The 26,072-nt window shown below is 65.0% G+C and carries 19 protein-coding genes; 9 read left to right on the top strand and 10 right to left on the bottom strand.

Annotated elements, in window-relative coordinates; all coding sequences use genetic code 11:
* The first annotated feature begins 77 nt into the window (after positions 1-77).
* The gene (locus tag M2342_RS11170; RefSeq protein ID WP_264579134.1) at positions 78-2,510 is read left to right on the top strand and encodes a putative bifunctional diguanylate cyclase/phosphodiesterase; all 2,433 of its coding nucleotides are present in this window, start codon (positions 78-80) and stop codon (positions 2,508-2,510) included.
* Here the strand turns inward: M2342_RS11170 and M2342_RS11165 are convergent.
* The 3 genes from M2342_RS11165 to M2342_RS11155 are packed head-to-tail and all read right to left on the bottom strand — an operon-like array spanning position 2,483 to position 8,124.
* Complete coding sequence (locus M2342_RS11165) at positions 2,483-3,910, bottom strand: efflux transporter outer membrane subunit (RefSeq protein ID WP_264579133.1); 1,428 nt, start codon at positions 3,908-3,910, stop codon at positions 2,483-2,485. The genes M2342_RS11170 and M2342_RS11165 overlap by 28 nt on opposite strands.
* 1 nt (position 3,911) lies before the next feature.
* Entirely contained in the window at positions 3,912-7,061 is a 3,150-nt protein-coding gene (locus M2342_RS11160; RefSeq protein ID WP_264579132.1) for an efflux RND transporter permease subunit, read from the bottom strand.
* A gap of 16 nt (positions 7,062-7,077) precedes the next feature.
* Positions 7,078-8,124 carry an efflux RND transporter periplasmic adaptor subunit gene (locus tag M2342_RS11155; RefSeq protein ID WP_264579131.1) on the bottom strand — a complete coding sequence of 349 codons (1,047 nt, stop codon included), beginning with the start codon at positions 8,122-8,124 and terminating at the stop codon, positions 7,078-7,080.
* A 271-nt stretch (positions 8,125-8,395) separates the two neighbouring features.
* Between M2342_RS11155 and M2342_RS11150 the strand changes: the two genes are divergently transcribed.
* Both M2342_RS11150 and M2342_RS11145 read left to right on the top strand, forming a co-directional pair.
* Entirely contained in the window at positions 8,396-9,097 is a 702-nt protein-coding gene (locus M2342_RS11150; protein WP_264579130.1) for a response regulator transcription factor, read from the top strand.
* On the top strand, positions 9,094-10,200 hold the full coding sequence (locus M2342_RS11145; protein ID WP_264579129.1) for an ATP-binding protein: 1,107 nt from the start codon (positions 9,094-9,096) through the stop codon (positions 10,198-10,200). The genes M2342_RS11150 and M2342_RS11145 overlap by 4 nt, the downstream gene beginning before the upstream one ends.
* A 9-nt stretch (positions 10,201-10,209) precedes the next feature.
* On the opposite strand, the gene ybaK is transcribed toward M2342_RS11145, so the two are convergent.
* Positions 10,210-10,683: a Cys-tRNA(Pro) deacylase gene (gene ybaK, locus M2342_RS11140; RefSeq protein ID WP_264579128.1), complete on the bottom strand. Its 474-nt coding sequence runs from the start codon at positions 10,681-10,683 to the stop codon at positions 10,210-10,212.
* A 180-nt stretch (positions 10,684-10,863) separates the two neighbouring features.
* Between ybaK and M2342_RS11135 the strand changes: the two genes are divergently transcribed.
* A complete protein-coding gene (locus M2342_RS11135; protein ID WP_264579127.1) occupies positions 10,864-12,204 on the top strand; it encodes an HD-GYP domain-containing protein in 1,341 nt (446 codons plus the stop codon).
* Between the two features lie 18 nt (positions 12,205-12,222).
* On the opposite strand, the gene M2342_RS11130 is transcribed toward M2342_RS11135, so the two are convergent.
* On the bottom strand, positions 12,223-13,140 hold the full coding sequence (locus M2342_RS11130; protein WP_264579126.1) for a ketopantoate reductase family protein: 918 nt from the start codon (positions 13,138-13,140) through the stop codon (positions 12,223-12,225).
* Positions 13,141-13,301: 161 nt separating this feature from the next.
* Here M2342_RS11130 and M2342_RS11125 point away from each other — a divergent pair, with 161 nt between their 5' ends.
* Positions 13,302-14,186 (top strand): SDR family oxidoreductase, encoded by an 885-nt coding sequence (locus M2342_RS11125; protein ID WP_264579125.1) that lies wholly within the window; start codon positions 13,302-13,304, stop codon positions 14,184-14,186.
* A gap of 19 nt (positions 14,187-14,205) precedes the next feature.
* Here M2342_RS11125 and M2342_RS11120 read toward each other — a convergent pair whose 3' ends face one another.
* Positions 14,206-14,631: an SRPBCC family protein gene (locus M2342_RS11120; protein WP_220128537.1), complete on the bottom strand. Its 426-nt coding sequence runs from the start codon at positions 14,629-14,631 to the stop codon at positions 14,206-14,208.
* Positions 14,632-14,840: 209 nt separating this feature from the next.
* Between M2342_RS11120 and M2342_RS11115 the strand changes: the two genes are divergently transcribed.
* Positions 14,841-16,313: an aldehyde dehydrogenase gene (locus tag M2342_RS11115; protein WP_264579124.1), complete on the top strand. Its 1,473-nt coding sequence runs from the start codon at positions 14,841-14,843 to the stop codon at positions 16,311-16,313.
* 177 nt (positions 16,314-16,490) lie between these two features.
* Here the strand turns inward: M2342_RS11115 and M2342_RS11110 are convergent, their stop codons facing one another.
* Complete coding sequence (locus M2342_RS11110) at positions 16,491-17,030, bottom strand: PEPxxWA-CTERM sorting domain-containing protein (RefSeq protein ID WP_264579123.1); 540 nt, start codon at positions 17,028-17,030, stop codon at positions 16,491-16,493.
* 97 nt (positions 17,031-17,127) lie between these two features.
* Entirely contained in the window at positions 17,128-19,137 is a 2,010-nt protein-coding gene (locus M2342_RS11105) for a S9 family peptidase (RefSeq protein ID WP_319801093.1), read from the bottom strand.
* A 265-nt stretch (positions 19,138-19,402) separates the two neighbouring features.
* Here M2342_RS11105 and M2342_RS11100 point away from each other — a divergent pair, with 265 nt between their 5' ends.
* On the top strand, positions 19,403-20,395 hold the full coding sequence (locus M2342_RS11100) for a bile acid:sodium symporter family protein (protein ID WP_264573075.1): 993 nt from the start codon (positions 19,403-19,405) through the stop codon (positions 20,393-20,395).
* 4 nt (positions 20,396-20,399) lie between these two features.
* Here the strand turns inward: M2342_RS11100 and M2342_RS11095 are convergent, their stop codons facing one another.
* Positions 20,400-21,368 (bottom strand): helix-turn-helix domain-containing protein, encoded by a 969-nt coding sequence (locus M2342_RS11095; RefSeq protein WP_181559957.1) that lies wholly within the window; start codon positions 21,366-21,368, stop codon positions 20,400-20,402.
* Between the two features lie 122 nt (positions 21,369-21,490).
* Here M2342_RS11095 and M2342_RS11090 point away from each other — a divergent pair, with 122 nt between their 5' ends.
* Together M2342_RS11090 and M2342_RS11085 are read left to right on the top strand one after the other, a co-directional pair.
* Positions 21,491-23,518, top strand: a complete 2,028-nt coding sequence (locus M2342_RS11090) for a TonB-dependent receptor (protein WP_413715138.1) — start codon at positions 21,491-21,493, stop codon at positions 23,516-23,518.
* Positions 23,519-23,610: 92 nt separating this feature from the next.
* Positions 23,611-24,138 carry a cytochrome b gene (locus M2342_RS11085; RefSeq protein ID WP_264579122.1) on the top strand — a complete coding sequence of 176 codons (528 nt, stop codon included), beginning with the start codon at positions 23,611-23,613 and terminating at the stop codon, positions 24,136-24,138.
* Between the two features lie 88 nt (positions 24,139-24,226).
* Here the strand turns inward: M2342_RS11085 and leuA are convergent, their stop codons facing one another.
* Positions 24,227-25,921: a 2-isopropylmalate synthase gene (gene leuA / locus M2342_RS11080; protein ID WP_264579121.1), complete on the bottom strand. Its 1,695-nt coding sequence runs from the start codon at positions 25,919-25,921 to the stop codon at positions 24,227-24,229.
* Positions 25,922-26,072 lie beyond the last annotated feature (151 nt).

The following is a 26,072-nucleotide window of genomic DNA, read 5'->3' as shown; positions in this document are numbered from 1 at the left end:
TCTCCTAAACTCAGAGACGATTGGACGGCGTGGAGAGCTTTTACCATCTGGTCGTGGTTGATCAGCAGATTCGGGGCATGCTGATCATTGTGGCGATTTGCGGGTCTGGCATTTTAACGGCCACGGCCATTCTCGGTCATACGTTCAACATGAAATCGCAGAGCGTACGTCGGACCTGGCTTGTGATGGCGGGGCTGGTGACAGGCGTTTCGTTTTCAGCGATCCTGCTGACAGGGGTTGCGGCCTTGGGTGCGCGTGCCGGAACGACTACCGGGCCTGACATGGATCGTATCATCGTCGAAGGCGCGGCCAGTCTGCTCTTCATGACCGCCCTTGTTCTGGCCTGGCGTGGATTGATGGGTGGCAGTGCGGCATCGGCGGATGACGGCCAGCTTGCCGAGGCGCTCGATGAACTAGCCCATGTGCAAGCGCATCATCGCGCCTATGTCGAGCTCAATCCCCAGATCGCCTGGATGGCCGATGCGGAGGGACGCATCACCGAAATTGGCCCACTTTGGGCTGAACAGGTGGGCCTCAATCTAGAGGCCGGGCTAGGATATGGATGGACGCAGGCCGTTCATCCTGATGACCTTCCGACCGTTCAGGCCTTATGGGCGGACGTCGTCAAAAATCAGTCGGATGCCGCCGATGTCCGCTATCGCATCCGCATGGCGAACGGGATGTACCGCTGGTACCGGGCGCGGGCGCGGCCTCACCGGGGTGAAGATGGCAAAGTCCTCGCCTGGTATGGCACGCTGGAAGACATCCACGACCATGTGATCGCCGAAACCGCGCTCAGGCAGAGCGAGGAGCGTTACCGCCTGGCGGCGGAAGCTGGGAACGACGTCATATGGGACTGCTCCCTGCCAACCGGCATTACGACCTGGAGCGGGGCGTACAAAAAAGTCCTGGGCTATCCGGAACTGGATCAGGCCACGCATTTCGATTGGTGGATCGAGCGTATTCACCCCGAGGACCGGGAGCGGGTCCTCGCGAACCAGAGGCGGGCCCTGGAGAGTGGCCAGAAGTTCTGGCTCGAGGAGTTTCGGTTTCGCACGGCCAAAGGGACGTTCATCGATACCAAGGCGCGAAGTGTCATCGTGCGCGGCGACAAGGGCGTAGCAGTCCGGCTTGTCGGATCGATACTGGATATCACCAAGCAGAAGCAGGCGCAGGCCGAGCTGAACTGGGCTGCGTATCACGACCACCTTACGAGGCTCCCGAACCGGGCTCTTTTCGGCGTTCGCATCCAGGCCGCGATCGACGCGGCATGTGATTCCGGTGATCCGGTGGCGCTCATGATCCTGGATCTCAATGGGTTCAAGGAAATGAACGATTCGCTCGGCCATGCCGCAGGCGACCGGGTGTTGGTGGAGGTCGCTCGGCGCCTGTCCTCCTGTATCCCCGAGGGGGCGACAGCGGCTCGGCTGGGCGGCGACGAGTTTGCAATCATCTTGCCTGGCCTGTCTGCGGCGGACGAATATCGCCCGGTAGCGGACGCCTTGAAGCGCTGCTTTGAAGTGCCGGTGCAGATCGAAGAACTGCGCATTCCGGTTAGCTTTTCCGTCGGTGTCGCTGTCTGGCCGCGCGATGGCTTTGAGCCCGGGGACCTCCTGATCGCGGCTGACCTTGCTCTCTATGCAGCTAAGGCCGACATGCCCGGCTCTGTCCGGGAGTTCTCCCCGTCACTCAAGGTCGCATCCGAGAGGCGAACCCGCATGCTGGTCATGGCGCGCGCAGGGTTGGACGAGGACCGCATCGTGCCGTTCTACCAACCGAAGGTAAACCTCCAGACCGGGCAGATCGACGGCTGGGAAGCGCTGCTGCGGGTGGCTGAGAACGGCCAGGTTCTGCCGCCCGCCGCCATCGAGGCGGCGTTCTCGGATGCCGAAATGTCGGTGCGGCTCACGGACCGGATGATCTGCGGCATCTTTGCGGACATCGCGCGCTGGCGGGCCGATGGGCTGGAGCCGGGGCGGATCGCAGTCAACGTGTCTGCGGGCGATTTTCGCGCGCCGAGTTTGCCGGCCCGTCTTGAGGATGCCGCCCGGGCCCATCGGCAGGGTCTGGCCCAGATCGACATCGAAGTGACGGAGACTGTGCTCATCGGGCAATTGGGGCCAGAAGTCGCGCGGATGCTCGAGGAGCTGCGCGGCCTTGGCGTGATGGTCGCACTGGATGATTTCGGCACGGGCTATGCTTCGCTCAGCCATCTCCAGCAATTTCCGGTCGACGTGATCAAGATTGACAAGTCGTTCATCGACCGGATCGAGGACAGCACCCCCGGCGCGACGGCCGTTATCGACGCCGTGTTGCAGATGGCCCGGCGCCTGGGGATGCAGACGGTCGCGGAAGGCGTCGAAACCATCGCGCAGGCCCGCTATCTCCGCGCGCGGGGCTGCACGCTGGGGCAGGGCTTCTTGTTCAGTAAGCCGGTTCCGGCGTCACAGGTGCCCTCACTGCTGCGAGGGAAAGCCTATGGTCACTGGGAGTTCGGCGGCGTCGGCTGACCAGCAGTCGGCGCGGTCGGCTCATCGCCCCCGCCCAGGGCCCGGTAGAGCCCGGCGGCACTGGAGAGCTCCTGACGCCGCAATTCCAGCAGCGCGAGCCGTGCAGCATAGTCGCTGCGCTGCGCATCGAGCAGTTCCAGCCGGGCATCGACCCCGGCCTGATAGCGCAGGCGGGAAAGCTCGGCACGCCGCGCGGCCGACTGGGCGACGCCACGCTGGGCTTCGATCTGGCGGGTATAGGTCTCCCGGCCGGCCAACCCGTCTGCGACCTCGCGGAACGCAGACTGAATGGCCTTTTCGTAGTTTGCGATGGCGATCGACTTGCGAACCTTCGCCAGATCGAGCTGGCCCTGCAAACTGCCGCCGTTGAAGATCGATTGGGTGATCTGCGGCGTGAACGACCAGTTGCGGTTTGCGCTATCGAACAGGCTGTCCAGCGCCATGCTGGTGAAGCCGAACAGACCTGTGAGCGAAATGCGCGGGAAGAAGGCAGCACGCGCGGCGCCGACATCGGCATTGGAGGCCACCAGTTCATGCTCGGCCTGACGGATGTCCGGCCGGCTGGCGAGCAGGGCGGAGGGCAGGCCGACCGGCAGCTGGGTGCGGATCGGCTGGTCCATGAGCGCGATGGGGGCGGGCAGGTCGGCGGGCAGGGGCGCCCCGACCAGCAATTGCAGCGCGTTGCGCGCCTCGGCCAGCATCCGCGTGCGCATCGCCTGATCGGCCTGGGCCTGGCTCACCTGTCCCTCTGCCTGCGCAACATCCAGCCCGCTGACCTGCCGCGCCTGCTGGAGACGGCGAGTGATCGCCAGCGAATCCTGCCAATCGCCCAGCGTGCGGTCGGTGAGGGCAAGCTGCTCCTCGGCGAGCCGTTCGGCCAGATAGGCATCGACGATCGACCCGATCAGCGCGATGCGCGCGGCACGGCGGCCTTCGTCGGTGGCGAGATAGCGCTCGAATGCGGCCTCGCTCTGCGAGCGGAGGCGGCCGAACAGATCGATCTCGAAGCTGGTCAGTGCGGCATTGGCGGAGAACTGGCTGAACTCCGCCCCAGCGCCGGTTTGTGAGGCGGCCGCCGAGACGCGCTGCCGGGAATAAGCGGCGCTGGCATCCAGCGTCGGCAGTTGCGCGCCTCTTGCGACGCGGAACTGCGCGCGGGCAGCCTCGACGTTGAGCGTGGCGACGCGCAGATCGCGGTTATTCTCCAGCGCCAGCTCGATGAGCCGCTGCAAGCGCGGATCGCCAAACATCTCGCGCCAGTCCAGCGCCGCGGCACTGGCTGCCTCTTCGGGAGAGGCGAGCGGGTAGACTGGCGCAACTGGGGCAGGCGGCGTCTCCAGCCGCGGATTCATGGAGCAGGCGCTGGTCAGCAGCAGCGCTGCGAGGGCAAATTTACGCATCTCAGTTCTCCGATGCGGGGTAGGCGGCAGGCGTCTGCGATGAACCATCGACATGCTTCTTGCGCTTCTGTCGCTCGACCAGCTTCATCACCACCACGAAGAAGACAGGGACGAAGAAGATCGCGAGAATGGTGGCACTGATCATGCCGCCGAAGACGCCCGTGCCGATGGCCCGCTGGGTCTCCTTGCTCGCACCGCCCGCCAGCATCAGAGGAACAACGCCAAGCGTGAAGGCGAAGCTGGTCATCAGGATCGGCCGCAAGCGCAGGCGCGCGGCGTGCAACGCGGCGTCGACCGCAGACATGCCGTTGTCATAAGCGTGCTTGGCAAACTCCACGATCAGGATCGCGTTCTTGGCGCTGAGGCCGATGATCGTGATGAGGCCCACGTTGAAGAACACGTCGTTGGGCATGCTGCGCAGGGTGACCGCCAGCACGGCGCCGAGCACGCCGAGCGGCACGACCAGCATCACCGCCGCCGGGATTGCCCAGCTTTCGTACAGCGCGGCCAGCACCAGGAAGACGACCAGCATCGAGAGGCCCAGCAGAAGGATCGCCTGATTGCCAGCGAGCCTTTCCTGAAGCGACTGACCGGTCCATTCGATGGCGAAGCCGGGCGGCAGCTGGCTCGCAAGCCGCTCCATCTCCGCCATGGCCTCGCCGCTGGAGTGGCCGGGCGCGGGCTGGCCGGCAATGCGCATGGCGGGATAGCCATTATAACGCACCAGCTGCAGCGGCATGGTCTCCCAGCGCGGCGTGACCAGCTCCGAGAGCGGGACCGTGTTTCCGGCCGCGTTGCGGACATAGAGCTTGAGCACGTCCTCAAGGTTCATGCGGAAGGGGGCATCCGCCTGCACGATGACCTGCTGCATCCGGCCATTATTGGGGAAGTCGTTGACATAGGCCGAGCCCATGGCCCCGCTCAGCGTGGAGGTGATGGACTCGAAGGGCACGCCCATGGCCTGCGCCTTCTGGCGGTCGATCACCATCTCGACGCTGGTGCCGGGCATCAAGCCTTCCGGATAGACGCCGGCAAGGGCCGGGTTTTTCGCGGCCATGCCGAGCAGCTGGAACTGCGCGGCCATCAGGGCATCGAACCCACGGCCCGAGCGGTCCTCAAGGCGCGCGGAGAAGCCGCCGGTGGTGCCGAGGCCATCGATGGAGGGCGGGATGAGGCTCATCACGAGCCCTTCGCGCACGCCGGCGCCGGTGGCCTGATTTGCCGCGCCGGCCTCGCCAAATGCGGTCGCGCCGTCACGCTCGCTCCAATCCTTGAGCATCGTGAAGCCGAGGCCGACATTGGCGCCCGCGCCGGAGAAGCCCCAGCCCAGCACAGAGATGGTATCGGCGATGCCGGCGCGCTGCGCGGTGTGCTTCTCGAAGACTTCCAGCGCTTCCAGCGTCCGGCCGGACGTCGCGTCCGAGGGAAGCTGGAAGACGGTCATGAAATAGCCCTGATCTTCATCGGGCAGGAACGATGACGGAAGGTTCGTATAGCCGACGATCATCAGCACCACGATGACCGCGAAGCTCGCCATCATCCGCGCGCTGCGCTTCAAGGCGCGCGTCACCCAATTGTGGTAGTCGTGCGTCATCGTGTCGAACTTGCGGTCGAACCAGCCGAAGAAGCCCTTCTTGGTCTCATGGCCAGTGACCGGCTTGAGCAATGTTGCACAGAGCGCTGGCGTCAGGCTCAGGGCAAGGAAGGCCGAGAACAGGATGGAGACCGCCATGGAGATGGTGAACTGCCGGTAGATCGCGCCCACCGAGCCGCTGTAGAATGCCATTGGCACGAACACGGCGGTGAGGACGAGGCTGATGCCGATGATGGCACCCGTAATCTCGCCCATGGCCTTGCGCGTCGCTTCCTTGGGCGGCAGCCCTTCCTCGGCCATGATGCGCTCGACATTCTCGACCACGACGATGGCATCGTCGACGATGATGCCGATGGCGAGGACCATGCCGAACATGGTCAGCACGTTCACGGAATAGCCGGCCAGCATCATCACCGCGCAGGTACCGAGCAGGGCGATCGGCGCGACGACGGCGGGAATGATGGTGTAGCGGAACTTCTGGAGGAAGACGAACATCACCAGGAAGACGAGCACCATGGCCTCGACCAGTGTCTCGATGACCTTCTCGATCGAGATCTTCACATAAGGCGCGGTGTCGAACGGAATGCGGTACGACATGCCGTTGGGCATGGCCCTGGCGAGCTCGACCATGCGCTCATGCACGCGGGCGGAGGTGGAGACCGCATTGGCGCCGGGCGCGAGCTGGACGGCCATCAACGCCACGGGCTTGCCGTTGAGGCGAGTCTGGAACCAGTAGGACGCGGAACCAAGATCGACCCGGGCGACATCGCCCAGCTTCAGGGCGGAGCCATCCGTTCCGGCGCGCAGCACGATCTCGCGGAACTGCTCGGGGGTCTTCAGCTGACCCTCGACGGTGATCGGAACCTTGACGCGCTGGCCTTCGGCAATCGGCTCGCCGCCCAGCACGCCGGGCGAAACCGGTGTGTTCTGCGCAGCAATCGCCGCCGTGATATCGCTCATCGCAATGTCGTAGGACGCCAGCTTTGCCGGATCGACCCAGATGCGCATCGCGCGCTCGGCGCCGAACAGCTGGACACGGCCGACGCCGGGGAGGCGCTTGAGCTCCTCGACAACATAGCGCGCGGCATAATCCGACAGTTCCTCGAGGTTCTGCTGGCCGTTGGACGATTCCAGGCTCACCAGATTGAGGAAGTTGCGATTGGCGGAATCGACCTGGATGCCGAGCTGGCGGACGATCTGCGGCAGGCGCGGCTCGGCGGCCTTGAGCCGGTTCTGCACGTCGACCTGCGCCAGTTCCGGGTTGGTCCCCGGCTGGAAGGTGGCGGTGATCGTGGCCTGACCGGACGTATCCGTCGAGCTTTCGAAGTACAGCAGGTTGCGCACGCTTGAGAGTTCGCGCTCGATCAGGCTGACGACGCTGTCATTCAGCGTCTGCGGCGTGGCACCGGGATAGGTCGCGGTGATCTCGACGCTTGGCGGCGCGATGCTCGGATAGCGCTCCAGCGACAGGCGCGGGATGGCGATGACGCCCGCAAGGATGATCGCGATGGCGACCACCCAGGCGAAAACGGGCCGATCGATGAAGAAACGGGGCATGGGTTCGCTTTCGTCTTCAGCGCGCGGCCGCGGGCGCGGCGGGCTTTGCGGCGGCTGCAGGGCGCCATGGCTTGGCCGAAACGGTGGCGCCGGGCTGGACCCGATCCTGCCCTTCGACAATCACGGTTTCACCAGCCTTGATGCCCTGCGTGATCAGGACGTTTCCGTCGCGCACATCCCCGGTCTGCACCGGCCGCAGCTCGACCTTGCCGTCTTTCCCAACAATCCGGACGCTGGCCTGACCGGCAGGATCGCGCAGCACGGCCTGTTGCGGCAGAGTCAGCGCATTGGGGAGGACCATGCGGGGGAGGCGCGCACGCACGAACATACCGGGCAGCAGCGCCCGCGTGGGATTGGGCACCTCGACCCGGGCGATCACCTCGCCCGTGCCGGGATCGACGCTGATGCCGGAAAAGAGCAGGCGTCCGGTCGCCGCATAGGGCTTGCCCTCGGACGACAGGATCTCCACGGGCGCACCCTGGGCGGCATTGCCGGCACGCGCCGCCTCGCGCAGCGTTTCGAGGCGGGCGGCCGGCTGACGCACGTCCACATAGACGCGGTCAATCTGTTGGACGGTGGCGAGCGGCTCTGCGCCGCCGACGGCGGCAAGGGCGCCCTCGGTCACCATGGACTGGTCGATCCGGCCACTGATCGGCGAGCGGATCGTGGCGAAGCCGAGATCGACCTGCTGGCGCGCCAGCGTGGCGCGGCTCTGGGCGAGGTCGGCAGCGGCCTGATCGCGCGCGGCGACGGCATCGTCATAGGCCTGTCCGCTGATCGCATCGACCTTCACCAGCGGCGCCAGGCGCTCGGCCTGGATGCGAGCGCGGTTGAGGGCGGCCTGGGCGCGCTGCACGGCGGCCGCGGCGCTCTGTGTATCCGCGCGGAACGGCGTCGCGTCGATCTGGAACAGGGGCTGGCCGGCCCGCACTTCGGAGCCCTGCTCGAACAGCCGGCGCTGGATGACGCCATTCACCTGCGGGCGGATTTCCGCCACACGGAAGGCCATCACCCGGCCCGGCAGTTCGTCCGCCACGTCGACGCGCGAGGGGGAGACCTTCACGACCGATACCTCTGGCGGCGGAGGCGAGGATGGGGTCTCACCTCCTGAGCAGGCGGACAACACAAGCGCCATCGACGCGATAACGATATAGGCGCCGGAGCGCCTGGGGGGGCATTTTGTCATCATGTCCGACTCTTGATTTTTGCTTGTCCGCGCTGGCCCTTTGGGACTGGCTTGTCGAGGCAGTGTTGGTCAAGTGTAGAGAAATTGTGGAGGCCGGTGGCCCCCCGTTTGGAACTACGGTAACGGCTTGCAGGCAGAAGGATATGCTATGGATGCCGAAAACGCGCTCGTGCTGGTCGCGGAAGACGAACCGGAAATCGCCGATGTCATCGCCGCCTATCTGGAGCGGGAAGGCTTCCGGACGGTTCGTGCCGCAGATGGGCGGACCGCGCTGGAGTTGCACCTTGCGCTCAAGCCGGACCTCGTAATGCTCGATGTGCAGATGCCACGGCTCAATGGTTGGGACGTGCTGGCCGAGTTGCGGCGTCGCGGCTCGACCCCGGTTATCATGCTGACTGCGCTCGATCAGGATATCGACAAGCTGCAGGCGCTGCGCATCGGCGCGGACGATTATGTCGTCAAGCCGTTCAACGCGCTGGAGGTGGCCGCAAGGGCGCGTGCGGTGCTGCGCCGGTCCGGCGGCAGCCGGGGCTCCACCCTGCGGGTCGGGCCCATCGAAATCGATATGGATAGCCATCTGGCCAGCGTGATCGTCGGGGACGATCCGCTGCGCGTGAGCCTGTCCCTCACCCTCACCGAGTTCCGCATTCTTGCGCACATGGCGCGCGCACCCCGGCGGGCGTTCTCGCGTGGTGAACTGGTCGATGCCTGCCTGCCGGGCGGCGACGCGCTCGACCGGACGGTGGATACGCATTTGAGCAAGCTGCGGCGCAAGCTGGAGGACGCCGGCGCCCACGGTTTCATCAACAATGTGCGCGGCGTCGGCTTTCGCCTGGCAGATATTTCATGAAGAAGCCGGCAGGCGGTCTGGGGCGGCAGATCGTGTTGTCCACGGTGATCTCCACCGTCGCCTCGGTGCTGATCACGATCATCGGGCTCTATATCTTTTATGGCGTCATCATCCGTGTAGCGCCGCATATGCTGTTTCCGCTGACGGATGACTGGCGCCCGCACGGCATCGAATGGCTGCTCATCGGGCTGTTCTGCGTCGTCTCGACCGGAATCGCCGTGCTGGTGGCCACGCGACTGGCCCGGCGGATCGTTCAGCCGCTGGTTTCGGTTGCGCAGACCGCTCGGATCATTGCGGATGGCAATATCAAGGTCCGTGCGCGCAGCGATGATCGGGCGCCGACCGAGGCCACGATGCTGGTGGAGGACTTCAATCTGCTGGCCGACCGGCTGGAGCAGGCGGGGGAGGCCGTCCGCCGTTGGAACGCGACCATCGCGCATGAACTGCGCACCCCGGTGACGATCCTTTCCGGGCGTCTCCAGGGCCTCGCCGACGGGGTGTTTGCGCCCGATCCGCCGCTGCTGCGCTCGCTCGTCACGCAAGTGAATGCCCTGACCCGCTTGATCGAGGATCTACGCACGGTGAGCCTCATGGAAGGCGGCCGGCTGGACATGCGCTTCCAGCAGGTCGATCTCGCCGAAGAAATGGAGACGGTCGTCCGGCTGATGCAGCCCGAGCTGGAGACCGCGGGCTTCCGCATCGTCACCGCCTTCGATCGCGGCCTATGCTATGTCGATACCGCACGTATTCGACAGGCCCTGATGGCGCTGCTCGAGAATGCCCATCGCCATGCCGATCCCGGTCAATTGGCCGTGACGTTGCGTATCTCTTCGTCCAGCGTGCTCCTGAGCGTGACCGATGAAGGGCCAGGGATGACGGAGGAGTTCGCCCGCCATGCCTTCGATCCGTTTCGTCGGTATATGGAGCAGGGCGGGGCGGCGAAAGGCAGCGGCCTTGGCCTCTCCGTGGTGCGGGGCATTGCCGAGGCGCATGGCGGCGCAGCGACCTACCGCACGGTCAATGGGGGCTCCTGCTTCACCCTCACCCTGTCGCGATGGAAGCCGCGCGGCCCATCGGCGCCGATGCAAGCCGATCTGGACTGACCTTGCGGTTCAGGCGGTGATGGCCGCAACCGTCGCGCCGAGCGCGGCGATCGCCTGATCTGGCGCCAAGCACAGCTGCAGGCCGCGCTGGCCGCCATTCAGATAAATGTGCGGCTGGGCCAAAGCGCTCTCGTCGATCACCGCGCGGATCGGCTTCATCTGGCCGAAGGGGCTGATGCCGCCGACCTTGTAGCCGCTCAGGCGCTCGGCATCGGCCGGCTTCATCATCGCAGCGCTCTTGGCGGAGAGGGCTACTGCAAACTTCTTCATCGCCACTTCGCTGCTCGCCGGGACGATGGCGCAGGCCGGCTTGCCATCCACCAGCGTCATGAGTGTCTTGAAGACGCGCTCGGGTGGCTCACCCAACGCCTCGGCGGCCTGCAAGCCGATATGGGCGGCAGCCGGATCATAATCGTAGAGATGGATGGTGAAGGCGATGCCGGCCTTGCTCAGCGCCCGAGTGGCGCGGGTTTCCTTTGCCATGCGGGCTGCGTGCTGCGTCCTGTTCACGATGTCAATGCAGCGCCGTTTCGCCTCTCGGCGTAAAAAGGCCGACAATCATGGTGCATGGACAAGGCGAACCATTAAATAACCATGGCTCTTAGCCGTTCAGTATCGTGCGGGCGCCATCGTCGTCGCTCGTACCTGACCGGCGGAGTCCAGATGCTCAAGAGAATCGATGTTGCTGACGTGAAACTCGGCATGTTCATTCACAAACTTGAAGGGCCGTGGCTCAAGCATCCGTTCTGGCGGACGAAATTCCTGCTGACCGATCCCCAGATCCTCGCCGACCTGCGCGCCAGCGAGGTTGAGGGCGTGATGATCGACATCGACAAGGGCGATGATGTCGCGGGTGCGGGCGGTCCGCGTCCGCCGGCGACGACGCTGCGTCGACCGCTCGTGGCGGCGGGCTCCTCCGCCCCCTCGGGCGGTGTCGGTCTTGCCGAGCGGGTGCGCATGGAGCGGCTGCGCAAGCTGGTGCCGGAGCGCGCGAGCGGATCGAACGTCGTTCCGTTCAACCCACGCTCCACGACGGCCTTGAGCGTCGGTGCGGAGGTGGGCCATGCCAAGGCCGTGGTGGCGCGGTCCAACCGCGTGATGAGCGCCGTCTTCGAGCAGGCGCGGCTGGGCAAAGCCATCTCGCGAGGGCAGGTGGAGCCGGTGATCGAGGATTTGTTCGCCTCCGTGCAGCGCAATCCGCACGCCTTCAACGGCCTGATGCGCATCCGCCGCGAGAATAGTTCGCTTTATGCGCACGGCCTGGCGGTGAGCGCGCTGATGATCGCGCTGGGCCGCCAGATGGGCCTCGATGATGCTCGGGTGAAGGAAGCCGGGCTGGCCGGGCTGCTCATGGACGTGGGCATGGGCCATCTGCCCATCGACGTGGCGACGATCAGCGACGATTTGAGCGAGGGCGAGCGCAAGATCGTAGAGACGCACACCACGCTTGGCTATGAGTTCCTCCAGATGGGCGGCGAAATCGCCGAGGATGTCGCACTGGTCTGCCTTGAGCATCACGAGCGCTGCGACGGCTCGGGTTATCCCAACCAACTGACTGGCGAGAATATCAGCCTGTTCGGCCGCATGGCGGCGGTATGCGACGTCTATGACTCAATGACGTCCGACCGGCCGCATCGGCCACGGATCGACCCCAATGCCGCGCTCGGCCTGATGCGGGGCATGGAAGGCGAGCTGGATGACGAGATTCTCGATCACTTCATCGAGAGCGTCGGCGTCTATCCCATCGGCTCGGTTGTACGCCTGAGCAACGGACGCCTGGCGCTGGTGGTGGAGCAGAATGTCGGCGAATACACCACGCCGCGGGTCTGGAGCTTCTACGACATCGCCGCGCGCCGGGTGATCAAGCCGGAGGATATCGACCTGCGCCTGTGGAAAGGCCGCGTCGAGATCGCCTGCAGCGATGACGCTGCCGACTACGGCATCGACGATTTTCCGGCACTGCGCGAAATGGTCTTCAATGCAGCCTGCAAGGCGCTGCAATAAATGATGTTTTAGCTCGGATTATCGCCGGGCCAGCTCCATCAACCGGACAAGATCGGCCATCGTCTGATTGCTGGGCGCGGGGACGCCGACCGCTTGGGCGCGGTCGCAGATGGCGCCGTTGATGAAGTCGATCTCGCTGGCACGGCCGGCAATCATGTCCTGCAGCATGGATGCCTTGTGACCGCGATGTTCGGCCAGGGCATGGTCGATGCTGGCGGTGATGCGCGCATGATCGACCGTCACCCCATGGGCCTTGGCCGTGGCCACCACCTCGTCGACGATCGCTGCAATGATGCGGCGGCCCGGTGCGTTGTCCACGCCGGCATTGGGCTGGCCGGTGACGGCGCCGAGCGGGTTGAGCGCGGCGTTGAAGGCGACCTTTTCCCAGATCGCGACATCGATGTCCGTGCTGTAGCGCGCGTCGAAACCGGCGCGGGCGAGCAGGGCGGTCGCGGCCTGCGCCGCTTGCGCGCCGGCCGGCGTCATCGCGCCCAGCTCGACATGGCCGGTGCCGTGGGATTCCACACCATTGAGGCCATGGAGGTCGGCCGGAAGCGCGGCGATCCCCTTGAGGATCTGGTCCTGCGGGAAACTCTCCGCCACAATCTCCGGATTGCCGAGGCCATTCTGGAGCGTGAGCACATAGGTGCCGCTGGCCGCGAGATGCGCGATCGACTGGATCGCCGAGCGGCTGTGCATCCCCTTGGTAAAGAGCAGAGCGAGATCGATGGGCGGCTGGGCATCGGCCGCAAGTCCGGCCCGCAGCGAGATGGTGCGTGTGCCATTGTCGTCGGTGAGGTGGATGCCGTCGCGGTCGATCGCTTCGATGCGGGTCTTGTCGACATCGATGAGCAGGACGTTCGCGCCGCTCTCGGCAATACGTGCCGCGAACAGGCAGCCCATCGAGCCCGCGCCGATCACCAAAATGGACTGCACCTGCGTCTCCTTATTCCATCGCTGCCCGGCAGCCTTCACGCGCCGCCCTGATGGCGTCCGGTCCGGCATGGGTCAAGCCGCTTGGCGCCGATCCTCCGGCGGGTTACCCTGTTTGCAATATGTGACGCTCAAAGGCGCACGGACCATGAGGAGAGGCGGGCATGAAGAATTTTGCGGGCAAGGTGGCCTTCGTGACGGGCGGGGCGAGTGGCATTGGCCTCGGCATGGCGCGCACGTTTCTGGCCGAGGGCATGAAGCTCGTTATCGCCGATTACAATCAGGACCATCTCGACGCCGCCCGTGACCTGATGACGGGCAACAACGCCACGCATTTTATCAAGGTGGACGTGACCGACCGGGCGGCGCTGCGCACAGCGGCGCAGGAAGCGCTGGACGTGTTCGGCAAAATCCACCTGCTGGCCAATAATGCGGGCGTCGGTGGCGGCGGTGCGGCGGATGATCCAGACTTTGAGGATTGGGACCGGACCATCGGGATTAATCTGGGCGGGGTGGTCAACGGCTGCAAGATCATCGTGCCGATCATCAAGGCGCAGGGTGAGGGCGGCCATGTCATCAACACAGCCTCCATGGCCGGCATGGTGCCGCTGCCCGGCGCCGGCGCCTATGCCGCGAGCAAATATGCCGTGCGCGGCTACACCCAGACGCTCCGGCTCGATTTGGCGCCGCATGGCATTGGCGTGTCCTGCCTCTATCCGGGCGCCGTGCAGAGCGCGCTGATGCCGGTGCCGGAAGATGACAGCAGCGCGCCGCCGGGCGAGGAGGGTGTGTTCGTCAAGCGCTTCTGGGCCGCGATGCGCGCGGCCATGGACCCTCTGGAAATGGGCCGGCTGGTTGTCGAGGCGATCCGCGAAAACCGCCCGCACATCCTCACGCACAGCGAATTCCTGCCGGAAATGCGCGCGATGCATCAGGATCTGGAAACCGCCTTCGTGACCGGTCTGCCGGTGCCCGACGCACGCAGCAGTTTCGAGCGCTTCCGGCACGAGACGGTCGCGCGGCTCATGGTGATGGACGTGATCGACTGACCGCCACCCCTTGGGCAGATCAGCCTGCCTGATGCGCCTGTTTGGCGTGGCGCGCGAAATTGTCGAGGATCGCTTGCCAGCCGTCCCGCTGCAAATCGCGGCTATGTTCGTCCTCCGGCTCGAACTGCACCTGAACATGGGTGCCATTTTCTTCGGACGCGAACGTCACGCGGGCCGTGCGCTCCCCGAACGCATATTCAATCAGGCGCTCCGGTTCGATGCGGGTGTAGGTGCCCGCGAAATCGAAGCCGACGCTGCCATCCTTGGCTTCCATGCGCGAGGAGAATGCGCCGCCTTCACGCAAGTCGACGCTTGCCGCGGTCGTATGCCAGTCATCGGATGCCGCATTCCACTGCATGATGTCCTGCGGCGTCGTGTAGCACCGCCAGACATGATCGATGGGCGCTTCCACAAGCGCTTCGACGGTGATCATTTCGCTGGTCATGATGGCTGATCTCTCTTTGCCGGCAGGCGTTCGCCTTCCCATCGGTTCGCGATGCCTTTCCGCTCCTTCTTCGGCACGGCCGGGCGCCCTGTCAATGCAGCATGAGGCAGGGATCGATCCGGAAAGTGGCCATCGCATGCTTGCGCCTTCGCGCGCCAATCGCCAATTAAGGCGCCACGAAGAGGACGTTCGATCTTAGGAGATTCGGCATGGAAAATTTCAACAAGACGATCAAAGGCATAAAGGATCGCGGCGCGGCACAACTGTTCATCGATGGTGAATGGCGCAAGAGCAGCGGCACCAATGAGTTGTCGGTGGTGACCCCGCATGACGAGGAAACCGTCCTCACCTATTTCGAGCCGACCACGGCGGACGTGGACGTCGCTGTCGCCGCCGCACGCAAGGCTTTCGACACCGGCCCGTGGCCGCGCATGGCGCCCGCCGAGCGCGGCGTGTACCTCAAGAAGGTCTCTGACATTCTCATGGCGCGCATGCCCGAGCTGGCCGAGGCCTGGACGGGCCAGGTCGGCGCCGTGATCGGCTTCTCCAGCAAGGCCAGCTATCAGGTGCCCGGCCTGTTCAAATTCTATGGCGAGCTGTGCGACAGCTACAAGTTCGTCGATGAGCGCATTGGCTCGATGGGCGGCAATAAGGTGCGCGTCGTGAAGGAGCCGGTTGGCGTCGTCGCGGCGGTCACGCCTTGGAACGCCCCGCTGGTGCTGCTGGTCTACAAGGTCGCAGCCGCGCTGGCCGCCGGCTGCACCATGGTCTGCAAGCCTTCGCCGGAAACGCCCATCGATGCGCACATCCTTGCTGAAGCGATCAAGGAAGCGGGCATCCCCGCCGGCGTGTTCAACATGCTGCCGGCCGGGCGCGAGGTGGGCGATCACCTCATCCGTCACCCGGGCATCGACAAGATCAGCTTCACCGGCTCAACCGCTGCGGGCAAGCACATTGCCGGCGTCGCGTCAGAGCGTCTCGCCCGCGTCAGCCTGGAGCTGGGCGGAAAGTCGGCGGCGATGATCCTCGACGATGCCGATATGGACCATGTGCTCAAGAGCCTCGTGCCCTATTCCATGCCGATCACCGGGCAGGTCTGCTTCTCGCTGACCCGCGTACTGGTGCCCAAGAGCCGCAAGAGCGAGATCATCGACGCCTATACGAGCGCCGTCTCCAAGGTGAAGGTCGGCGATCCGTTCGAGGCCGATACCGGCATGGGCCCGCTCACCATGCAGCGCCAGCTTGAGCGCGTGCAGGGCTATATCGCCAAGGGCAAGGCCGAGGGTGCCAAGCTTGCGCTCGGCGGCGGTCGCCCGGCCGACCTCAACCGTGGCTTCTTCATCGAGCCGACGGTGTTCACCGATGTCGACCCGAGCATGACGATCTTCCAGGAAGAGATTTTCGGCCCGGTCGTCTCGTTCGTCGATTATGACAATGAGGCGGACATGATCGCCAAGGCCAATGACACCGTCTACGGTCTGCACGGCGCAATCTACACGCAGGATGCCGAGCGCGGCTTCGCCGTCTCGCGCGAATATCGCGCCGGTTCGGTGACGATCAACGGCATGATGGTGGACATTCACATGCCCTTCGGCGGCTTCAAGCAGTCTGGCCTGGGTCGCGACGGCGGCGTCGAGGGTCTGGAAAACTACACCGAGACGAAGGCGGTTTACTTCGCCTGATCTGGTCGGACGCCCGCCCGCGATTGTTGCGGGCGGGCGCTGGCATCAGGGACTTACAAGCAAGAAAAGCGCGTGCTCCTGCGAAGGCAGGAGCCCAGGGCGATAGCGCGCTGTGGTTGGGCCCTGGGCTCCTGCCTTCGCAGGAGCACTAGTAGTGCTGCTCGGGAGGTGTGCTCCTCAGGCCCGCGCCAAGCTCAACGACATCTCCCGCCGCCTAATCATCGCACCCACCAGCGCCAGGCCTCCCATCATCATCGCCCAGCTTGCGGGTTCGGGGACGAAGGAGCCGAAGCGGATATCTGGGAAGGGTTCGGCCGGCCAGCTCTCATCCTGCCACATGCGCGCGCTGGTGATCGTCAGGTCGGCGCGGTCAAACACCTCGTAGCCGGACATGAAGAGGCCGCCGCCCTGCGTGGCGTGAAACAGCCCGTCAAAGGGATCGGCCGTCTCCGGCCCGAACGAAAAGCCGATGTCCCAGCGCGTCATGTGGCCAAACAAGGCGGAATAGGTGAAATCGCCGGGCATGGTGCCACCGCCATTGCCGCCCACTGCGAGATCGCCGCTGGCGAAGAATGTCGTCTTGCCCAGATAGGTCGTGGTCTGCGCGACCTGATCGATCCGGTATACATCGGCGGTGCCGCTGATCTCGAATGGGGTGATGGCATGAGCGGGGAGAGACAGGGTGGCCAGAGCGGCCGCTAGCACAGGCTTCAACATGGAACGCCTCCCTAAAGGATGCGCCAGACTGTCTCATTTTCGAACATGCGCCTAGAGCGCGGCAGGCCGGACGGCACCGGCCTGCCTTTGTTTCGAGTTACTTCAGCGCATCGCTCAGGCCCGGCAGCATCTCCGCGCCGGCCAGCACCTTGGCGCTCGACTCCTTGACCGTGGCGCCGATTGGCTCTGCCCGCCCGCCGAGGCAGGCCGAGAGGAAGCTCTCGGTGATCGCGTTGAAGGCGATATTGTTCTGCGGCTTGGCAAAGCCGTGGCCTTCGTCCGGGTAGAGCACATAGGTGACCGGAATATTGTTGGCCTTCATCGCCTCGACGATCTGGTCGCTCTCCGCCTGCTTCACGCGTGGGTCGTTCGCGCCCTGGCCGATGAGCAGCGGCTTGCTGATCTGGCCCGCCTTGTGCAGTGGGGAGGCCGCCTTGAGCAGCGCCAGCCCCTCGGGCGTATTGGGATTGCCCATGCGCTGGTGGAATTGCTCGATGCCGGCGGTCCAATAGGGCGGGATGGTGTTCAGCAGCGTCTCCAGATTGGAGGGGCCGACGATATCGACGCCACAGGCAAAGGCGTCCGGCGTGAAGGCAAGGCCGGCGAGCGTCGCATAGCCGCCATAGCTGCCGCCCATGATCGCGACCTTGTCCTTGGCTGTGATGCCCTTGCTGACTGCCCAATCGACCGCGTCGATCAGGTCGTCATGCATCTTGAGGCCCCATTGCAGGTTGCCCGCTGTGATGAAGCTTTTGCCAAAGCCTGTCGAACCGCGGAAATTGACCGACAGCACAGCATAGCCGCGATTGGCCAGCCACTGGTGGTAGCTGTTATAGCCAAAGCTGTCCCGCGCCCACGGGCCGCCATGGACGAGCAGCACCATCGGCGCCGGCTTGTCCGGTACGCCGTCGCCATTGGCATCGCTGCCGGGCGGCAGGGTGAGGTAGGAGACCAGAGTGAGGCCGTCGCGTGCGGGGATCTCCCGTGCATGCATGGGCACCAGCGGCGCGCCTTCCAGATCGGGGCGGCTGACGTAGAGCTTGGTGAGCGCGCCTTTCTTGCGGTCGTACAGCCAGGCGGCGGCCGGCGCGGTGACCGGATCGTTATAGATCGTCCAGACGGTATCGTCGCGGGTGCGGGAGGTGACCTGGAAATCGCCCTTCAGCCGCTCGCGCAGCCACGCCAGCGACTGGCCGACGTCGGGGTCGATCGCCGTCCATTCGGTGGTCAGATACTCGACCGAATAAGCCTCGATCTCGCCGGTCACGGGATCGGCCATCGCGCCGCCGACATCGGCCTTGTCATTGGCGGCGAGCACCTGGCTCTTCCCCGTAGCGACGTCCTGCGCAATCAGCGCGGCGGTGTCGCGGCCCCGGCTGTCCAGCCAGTAGAGCGTCTTGCCATCCGTGGTGAAGCCGGCGGGCTGGGTGGTCAGGGCATCTTCCAGCGTGGTGCGGGAGAGGGGCTTGTCTTCCACGACGTTGTTCGTGACCCGGAAGAAATCATAGCCGCCCTCGGCATTGGGGCGCAGTGCCATGCGCAACACGAGATTATTGTCGGCGAGGAAGCCGGCATAGCCGTCGCCCCGGATGACCTCGGTCAGCGTCCCGGTCTTCAGGTTGAGACTATAGACATCGTGCCAGCGCTCGTCGCGGTTGTTGATGCCGACGAGAATGCGGTCGCTGATCGTGGTGGAAGTGCCGACAATCTGCACGCGCGTTTTCTCGAAGGGCGTCAGCAGCTTCTCGGCGCCGGTGGCGACATCGACCCCGTAGAGAAGGTAATTCTCGTCCCCGCCCTTGTCCTGCACATAGAGCAGCATGGCGGAATCGGCCGTCCAGTAGTGCACGCCAATGGGCCGGTCTTTCTCTGCCGTCATCGGCTTGGCCTGATCGGGATGGTCTGCCGGGGCGACCCAGATGTTCATCACGCCATCGCGGGGCGCGAGCCAGGAGAGATATTTGCCATCCGGGCTCACCCGCAGCTGCGCGCGGTCCGGGTTGCCGAACAGGCGCTGCCGCTCGATGATCGGCGCATCCTGCGCGAAGCTCGCCGTCGCGGGCACGCCGCCGGCAGCCAGCATGAAACCAAGGGCAAATGTCGTCACGCAGGTCGGCCTCTTCATAAAGCATGTCTCTCGATGGGCCGGTCGTCCGTTGGGAAGGGGGAGCCGGCTGTTTCGGAATAGCGCGAGCATATCGAATGGTTCCGCGACGGGCTAGCCGGCTGAGGCTTTATGGATGGCGGGCCAAGGCGTGCGGCAGACGTCCGAGGGTTTTGCCGACTAGAATTTGTGCGCCATGAGCCTATGGGCTTTGCCGGGATGGCCCTAAGGGTGCCTGCCAGACATTCATCCGATTGGGGGATAGCAATTGAAAAAGACCGGTCGCCTTGCCTGGCTGAAGATCGACCGCTTCACGCTGATGCTGTTGGGCACGCTGTTGCTGGCGAGCTTTTTGCCGGCGCGCGGCAGTCTGGTCCCGGCGGTGGATCTGCTCGGCAAGGTGCTGGTGATTGCGCTGTTCTTCATCCACGGCGCGCGTCTGCCGCGCGAGGCGGTGGTCGGCGCCATCGGCCAATGGAAGCTGCAACTGCTCATCCTCGCGGCGACCTTCGCATTGTTTCCGCTGATCGGTATCGCCCTCAAGCCGCTCTCCGGGCCGGTTATCGAGCCGATGCTGTTCACCGGCATTCTCTTCCTGTGCTGCCTGCCCTCGACAGTGCAGTCGTCCATCGCGCTGACGTCGATTGCGCGGGGGAATGTGCCGGCAGCGGTATGCGCGGCGGCGGCTTCCAATCTGGCCGGCGTGGTCTTTACGCCGCTGCTGACGGGCCTGCTGCTGGCGAGCAGCGCGGCAATCAACATGGATGCCGTCTGGGCGATCGTGGGCCTGATCCTGATCCCCTTCTCCATCGGTCAGGCGCTGCACGGCTGGATCGGCGCCTGGCTGCTGCGCCACAAGATGCTCACCTCATTCGTGGATCGCGGCGCCATATTAGTGATGGTCTATGGGGCATTCGGCAAGGCGGTGACCGGCGGCCTTTGGCAGGCGATCTCCGGCATCGACATCGCCATTCTGCTCGGCTTCTGCCTGCTCATTCTGGCCGTGGTCGTCATCGTGCTGCGGCTAGCGGCGCGGCTGACCGGCCTGGCGCGTCCTGACGAGGCTTCGCTGGTATTCTGCGGCTCGGTCAAATCGCTGGCGACGGGCGTGCCGATGGCGAATGTGCTTTTCCCCGCAGCCATGGCCGGCGCCGTCGTCCTGCCGGTAATGATGTTCCACATCGTCCAGCTGGTGACCGGCGCGTTCCTGGCGCGCGTCTATGAGCGCCGCGCGATTGCGGCGGCACCGAACGAGTCCTGACTGGTCAGTGAGTCAAAGGCCGCGCGAGGGCGCGCCATTGCCCGGGCGTCGTCTCGAACCGGCGCTTGAAGGCGCGGGCGAAATGGGCCGGGTCTTCGAAGCCGTTGGCAAAAGCGATCTGCGAGATCGAGGCGCCGGCCCAGCGCGCATCGCGCAGATCGTCGGCGGCCCGCTGCAGGCGGCGATTCCAGATTTGCCCTGTGATCGAAACGCCGAGCGCATCGCGCATCAGCTGATCGAGCCGGCGGCGGCTAATATGCTGCGCCTGCGCGATCTGTTCGGCGGTCAGGCCGGGGATCGAGAGATTGAGCTCGATATAGTCGAGCGCCTTCTGCACACGCCAGTGGACATTTTCCAGCTCCACCGCGAGGCCGGAAGTCGCGCCGAGGAGTTGGATGACGGCATTCATCGCCGCGTGCTGCTGCGCCTCTCGCAGGTCGCCCGCCACGCGCAGCAGGTGCAGCACGGTGTGAGCGAGCAGGGAGGTGCCGGCATCGCGCCCGGGAATGAGCGTCGCGACGAGATGCTCCATGTCCGGGAAACGGCTCATCACCAGCGCGCGGGGCATGCGCAGCAGCAGCAGCTGGCTGTAATCCAGCCCGCACAGGCGGAACGGGTAGCGCTCGTCGATAAAGCAGATGTCGCCCGGCGCCATCTCGCACTGGCGTTGCCGCTGGGTGGCAAGAGAGCTGCCTTCAGCCTGCAACATCATGGTGAGAAACTGGTGGGATTCCGGGCTGCCGGTGGGCGCGTATGTCACCTCGGCCGGGGCGGAGGACACGGCGAACAGCGCGCCCGGGCCAACACGGCGATGCAGGATCGCTCCGATTGTGGGATTGGCCTCGATCGCCTGTACGCACAGGCCGGGAAAAACATTCGGCGCCGCGCCAGCCCATATGTCCGCGCGCTTGGCCCGATCAAAGCCGCTCAGGTCGACAACCGAGGATAGACCCTCGAGATTGACTGCTTCCATCTCCTCAACTCCGATCCTGTATTGAGACAGGTGCCGAGCCTTGTCAAAGCAAATGGTCAGACATCCCCGCTTATTTATCGCGGCGTTGCCAAGGCCGGGCCGATCCGGCATGGCCCGGCCCCATGATGACCCATTTCCGTTTCGTCGTGCTGCTCAGCGGCACCAGTCTGCTGCTCTCGATGCCGCTTCATGCGCAGGAAACCGGCCCGGATGTGGTGGTGCTGGGGCAGGGGCTTGCGCTGCCGCCGGGCACGCCGGCTTATGGATCGGTCACGCTCGAAAAGACGCGGCTGGCGGAGGACGCCTCCGGCACCATTGAGCACGCGCTCGGCGACGTCGCCGGCTTCCAGCAGTTCCGCCGGTCGGATAGCCGCTCGGCCAATCCTTCGGCGCAGGGCGTCACGCTGCGCGCGCTGGGCGGCAATGCGACCAGCCGGGCGGTCGTGCTGCTGGATGGCGTGCCGCTGGCCGATCCCTTCTTCGGTTCCATTCCGTTCAATGCCCTGCCGCTCGACGGAATCGGCGCGGCGCGGATCACCCGGGGCGGTGGTGCGGGAAGCTTCGGGGCCGGCACGGTCGCCGGCAGCATCGAGCTGTTCAGCGCCGATCGCACGCAATTGCCGCGCTATAGCGCGCGGGCGCTCTATGGCTCGCGTAATGCGCAGCAGATCGAGGCGAGCCTTAGTCCCGATCTCGGCAATGGCTTCGTCTCCATCTCCGGCAGCTATGCCCGGGGTGATGGCTTCTGGACGACGCCTGCGGACCAGCGCGTCGCGGCCAGCGTGCCGGCGGGCTACGAGACATGGGCGGTGAGCGCGCGCGGTGTCGCCGCCGTGGGCGAGTCGAGCGAGATTCAGGCACGCATCGGCCTGTTTCGCGATGACCGGACCTTGCGCTTCGCCGGGGCAGATAGCGCGCAGGAAGGGCAGGACGCCAGCCTCCGTTATGTCGGGCGCGGCGACTGGCAGGTCGAGGCGCTGGGCTATGTGCAACTGCGCAACTTCAGCAACATCGTGGTCAGCGCGACGAGCTTTCGCCCGACGCTGAACCAGCGCAACACTCCGTCGACAGGGCTCGGCGGCAAGCTGGAGGTGCGCCCGCCGGTGGGTGAGGATCATCTGCTACGGATCGGCGCCGATAGCCGGTTCGCGAGCGCGGACATGTATGAGGAGGCGCTTAACGCCACGACCGGCGCCGCGACCGCGCGGCGTGAAGCCAGCGGCCGGCAGGTCACGAGCGGCATTTATGTGGAGGATGACTGGTCGCTCGGGCGCCTCATCCTGACCGGCGGCGCGCGCCTCGACTATTGGCGGATCAGTGGCGGGCGCTTCACCGAGCGAACGCCGGCCTCAGGGGTGGTCAGGACGGTGACTTATGCCGACCGCGAGGATTGGGAAGGCAGCTTCCGTGCAGGACTGATCTGGCAGGCAACGCCGGGAGTCGCCCTGCGTGCAGCAGGCTATACTAGCTTCCGCCTGCCGACGATCAACGAGCTGTATCGCGGCTTCACGGTGTTCCCGGTGACGACGCAGGCCAATGCCGATCTCGCCCCCGAGCGGCTGCGAGGCGTTGAGACCGGGTTCGACCTGACCCCGGCTCCCGGCCTGACGCTCTCTGCCACCGCCTTCTACAATCATCTGGCCGATGCTGTCGCGAACGTGACGATCGGCACCAATCTGCGCCAGCGCCGCAATGTCGATGCGATTGTGGCGAAGGGCATCGAAGTGAGCGGGACGATGACGTTCGGGGATTTCGATCTCGCGGCATCCTATGCCTATAATGACAGCCGCGTGGAGGCGAGCGGCGCGGCATCCCAACTCGATGGCCTGCAACCGGCACAAAGCCCGCGCCATGGCGCCAGCGCCACGCTGGGCTGGCACGCGCCCGGCAATGCCCGGCTCGCGCTCACCGTGCGCCATGCCGGCCCGCAATATGAGGACGATCTGCAGGCCGACCGGATGCCCGCCGCAACCACGCTCGATGGCTATGCCCGCGTGCCACTGACCGGCCGGGTGGCGCTGGTCGGCCGGGTCGAGAACCTGTTCGACGAGCGCGTTGTGACCCGACAGGTCACCTCGACCAACGGCGCCGTGAGCACAGACCTCGGCACGCCGCAGACCTTCTGGATCGGCATCCAGATCGCGGGATAGCGCCTCCGTCGCGCTCGCATATTTGAGCGGCCTCTTGCGCAGCGGGGCCCTTGTCCGCATTCTGCCCATTGTTGGGCATGTTGGAGGACGTAATGGGGACTTACGCTGGGGTGCGCTATTCCATGGTGGCAATCTGGCTGCACTGGATCATTGCGCTGCTGATTATCGCCAATATCGCGATCGGCCTCGGGCATGATCCGCTGGGTGCGGTGATCCCCGGCGTCATGAATATCCATAAGTCGATCGGGCTGACTGTGCTGGTCCTGTCCGTGCTCGCCCTGCTCTGGCGCCTGATGAACAGCCCGCCGCCGCTGCCGACGACGATATCCAGACGCACCAAGCGCGCGGCGGCGTTGATGCACCGTTTGCTCTATGCGCTGATGATCCTCATGCCGCTCACCGGCTGGATCATGTCCTCGGCAGGGCCGCGTCCGCTCAACTGGTTCAATGTCTTCGACGTGCCCAAATTCGCGGTGGCAAGGGGCGATGCCATCGTGACCATGGCCGGTTCCCATGAGGTGCTTGGGCTTATCTTCGGAGCGCTGGTGATCGGCCATATCGGCGCGGCGCTTTGGCACCAGTTCATCCGGCGGGACGGACTGATTATCCGGATGGTGTGACGCGCGGGCGCGACCTGCGCGGGATATGAAAACCCGGCCGGATGGATGCTCCGGCCGGGTTTATCGATGCTCTGCAGGATCGGGCCTGTCAGGCAGCCTTCGCTGCTGCATTCTGGCGGCGGTGATAGGCGTTCACGACCGACAGCACGGCCTTCACCGATGCCGTCGCCACGTCTTCATCCGTGCCGACCCCGAAGAATGTGGTGCCATCATCGGTGCGGCATTCGACATAGGCCGCCGCGAGGACGTTGCCCCCGGTGCCGATGGCGTGCTCATTATAGTCGACCACGTCGAGCCCGATGCCGAGTTCATCGCGCAGGGCCGAGAGGACCGACGAAATCAGGCCATTGCCCCGGCCCGAAATGCTGCGCTCCCTGCCATCATGGACGATCTTGCCGGTGAACACGCGGTTCCCCGCGGGGCCGCTCTCGACATAATCGACCAGCGCATAGGGCTGTGCGCCGGTGAGGCAGTAATGCTGCTCGAACGCTTCCCAGATGTCGGCGGCATGCAGTTCGCGGCTGGACTTGTCCGCCATGTCCTGCACGACCTTGGAAAAATCGCCCTGCATCCGCTTGGGCAGCTTGAGCCCCTTGTCCTGCTGCAGCACCCAGGCGACGCCGCCCTTGCCGGACTGCGAGTTGACGCGGATCACCGCTTCATAGGAGCAGCCGATATCCGCCGGATCGATGGGCAGATAGGGTACGTCCCAGATCTCGTCATTGCGCTGTTCCTGCGCGGCGAAGCCCTTCTTGATCGCATCCTGATGGCTGCCGGAGAAGGCGGTGAACACCAGATCGCCAGCATAAGGGTGGCGCGGATGGACGGGGAGCTGGTTGCAATAGGTCACCGTCTGCACGACCTCCTCCATGTTGGAGAAGTCGAGGCCGGGCGAGACGCCCTGAGTGTACAGATTGAGCGCCACGGTCACCAGATCGCAATTGCCAGTGCGCTCGCCATTGCCGAACAGGCAGCCTTCGACGCGGTCCGCGCCGGCCATCAGCCCCAGCTCCGCCGCCGCCACGCCGGTGCCCCGGTCGTTATGCGGGTGCAGCGAGATGACCACGCTGTCGCGGTTCCGGATGTGGCGGCAGAACCATTCGATCTGGTCTGCATAGATATTGGGCGTCGCGGCCTCGACCGTGGCGGGCAGGTTGAGGATCAGCGGCTTCTCCGGCGTGGGCTGGAGAATGTCCATCACCGCCTCGCAGCACTCCAGGCTGAAATCCAGTTCAGCGGTGGAAAAGGTCTCCGGGCTGTACTCGAACCGCCAATCGGTGTTCGGCTGCTTGGCGGCCTCGTCGCGAATGATCTTGGCGGCATCGACGGCGATCTGCTTGATCTGCGGCCGCTCCATGTTGAACACGATCCGCCGCCACGCCGGAGAGACGGCGTTGTAGACGTGGACGATGGCTTGGCGCGCGCCCTGCAGGCTCTCGAACGTGCGCTCGATGAGGTCGCGGCGGGCCTGCGTGAGCACCTGGATGATCACGTCGTCCGGGATGCGGCCCGATTTGACGAGACCGGAAATGAAATCGAACTCGGTCGCGCCGGCCGAGGGGAAGCCGACCTCAATCTCCTTGAGGCCGACGCGGGTCAGCAGCTCGAAGAAGCGGGTCTTCTTCTCGGTATCCATCGGATCGATCAGCGCCTGATTGCCATCGCGCAGATCGGTCGAGAGCCAGCGGGGCGGCTGCGTGATCGTGCGCGAGGGCCACTGCCGGTCCGGCAGGTCCACTTGTGGGAAGGGACGGTATTTCTGTGACGGGTCGCTCAGCATCATGGTTCGGACATTTCATTGTTCACAGCCAAATGCACGCAGGCGCTATCCATTTGCACTGATGAGGATCTGATTCTGTGGCTAAAAGGCCCTTAGGCGCAGCGGGCCGCCTGCGGCAACCGCTTGGGTATCGCGCCTAAGGGCGCGTAAGTCG

This window comes from Sphingobium sp. B8D3A, assembly GCF_025961995.1.
Classification (GTDB): Bacteria; Pseudomonadota; Alphaproteobacteria; order Sphingomonadales; family Sphingomonadaceae; genus Sphingobium.
The sequence above is the reverse complement of the archived record's forward strand: the minus strand, read 5'-3'. Positions and strand labels throughout refer to the sequence as shown.

Excerpts from the sequence above, each read along its gene's own strand:
- M2342_RS11115 (WP_264579124.1), top strand. The coding sequence starts at position 14,841 with ATGGAAAATTTCAACAAGACGATCAAAGGCATAAAGGATCGCGGCGCG.
- M2342_RS11110 (WP_264579123.1), bottom strand. The coding sequence starts at position 17,030 with ATGTTGAAGCCTGTGCTAGCGGCCGCTCTGGCCACCCTGTCTCTCCCC.
- M2342_RS11150 (WP_264579130.1), top strand. The coding sequence starts at position 8,396 with ATGGATGCCGAAAACGCGCTCGTGCTGGTCGCGGAAGACGAACCGGAA.
- leuA (WP_264579121.1), bottom strand. The coding sequence starts at position 25,921 with ATGATGCTGAGCGACCCGTCACAGAAATACCGTCCCTTCCCACAAGTG.
- M2342_RS11135 (WP_264579127.1), top strand. The coding sequence starts at position 10,864 with ATGCTCAAGAGAATCGATGTTGCTGACGTGAAACTCGGCATGTTCATT.
- M2342_RS11095 (WP_181559957.1), bottom strand. The coding sequence starts at position 21,368 with ATGGAAGCAGTCAATCTCGAGGGTCTATCCTCGGTTGTCGACCTGAGC.
- M2342_RS11090 (WP_413715138.1), top strand. The coding sequence starts at position 21,491 with ATGATGACCCATTTCCGTTTCGTCGTGCTGCTCAGCGGCACCAGTCTG.
- M2342_RS11145 (WP_264579129.1), top strand. The coding sequence starts at position 9,094 with ATGAAGAAGCCGGCAGGCGGTCTGGGGCGGCAGATCGTGTTGTCCACG.
- M2342_RS11160 (WP_264579132.1), bottom strand. The coding sequence starts at position 7,061 with ATGCCCCGTTTCTTCATCGATCGGCCCGTTTTCGCCTGGGTGGTCGCC.
- M2342_RS11165 (WP_264579133.1), bottom strand. The coding sequence starts at position 3,910 with ATGCGTAAATTTGCCCTCGCAGCGCTGCTGCTGACCAGCGCCTGCTCC.
- M2342_RS11125 (WP_264579125.1), top strand. The coding sequence starts at position 13,302 with ATGAAGAATTTTGCGGGCAAGGTGGCCTTCGTGACGGGCGGGGCGAGT.
- M2342_RS11170 (WP_264579134.1), top strand. The coding sequence starts at position 78 with ATGCTGATCATTGTGGCGATTTGCGGGTCTGGCATTTTAACGGCCACG.
- M2342_RS11085 (WP_264579122.1), top strand. The coding sequence starts at position 23,611 with ATGGGGACTTACGCTGGGGTGCGCTATTCCATGGTGGCAATCTGGCTG.
- M2342_RS11120 (WP_220128537.1), bottom strand. The coding sequence starts at position 14,631 with ATGACCAGCGAAATGATCACCGTCGAAGCGCTTGTGGAAGCGCCCATC.
- ybaK (WP_264579128.1), bottom strand. The coding sequence starts at position 10,683 with ATGGCAAAGGAAACCCGCGCCACTCGGGCGCTGAGCAAGGCCGGCATC.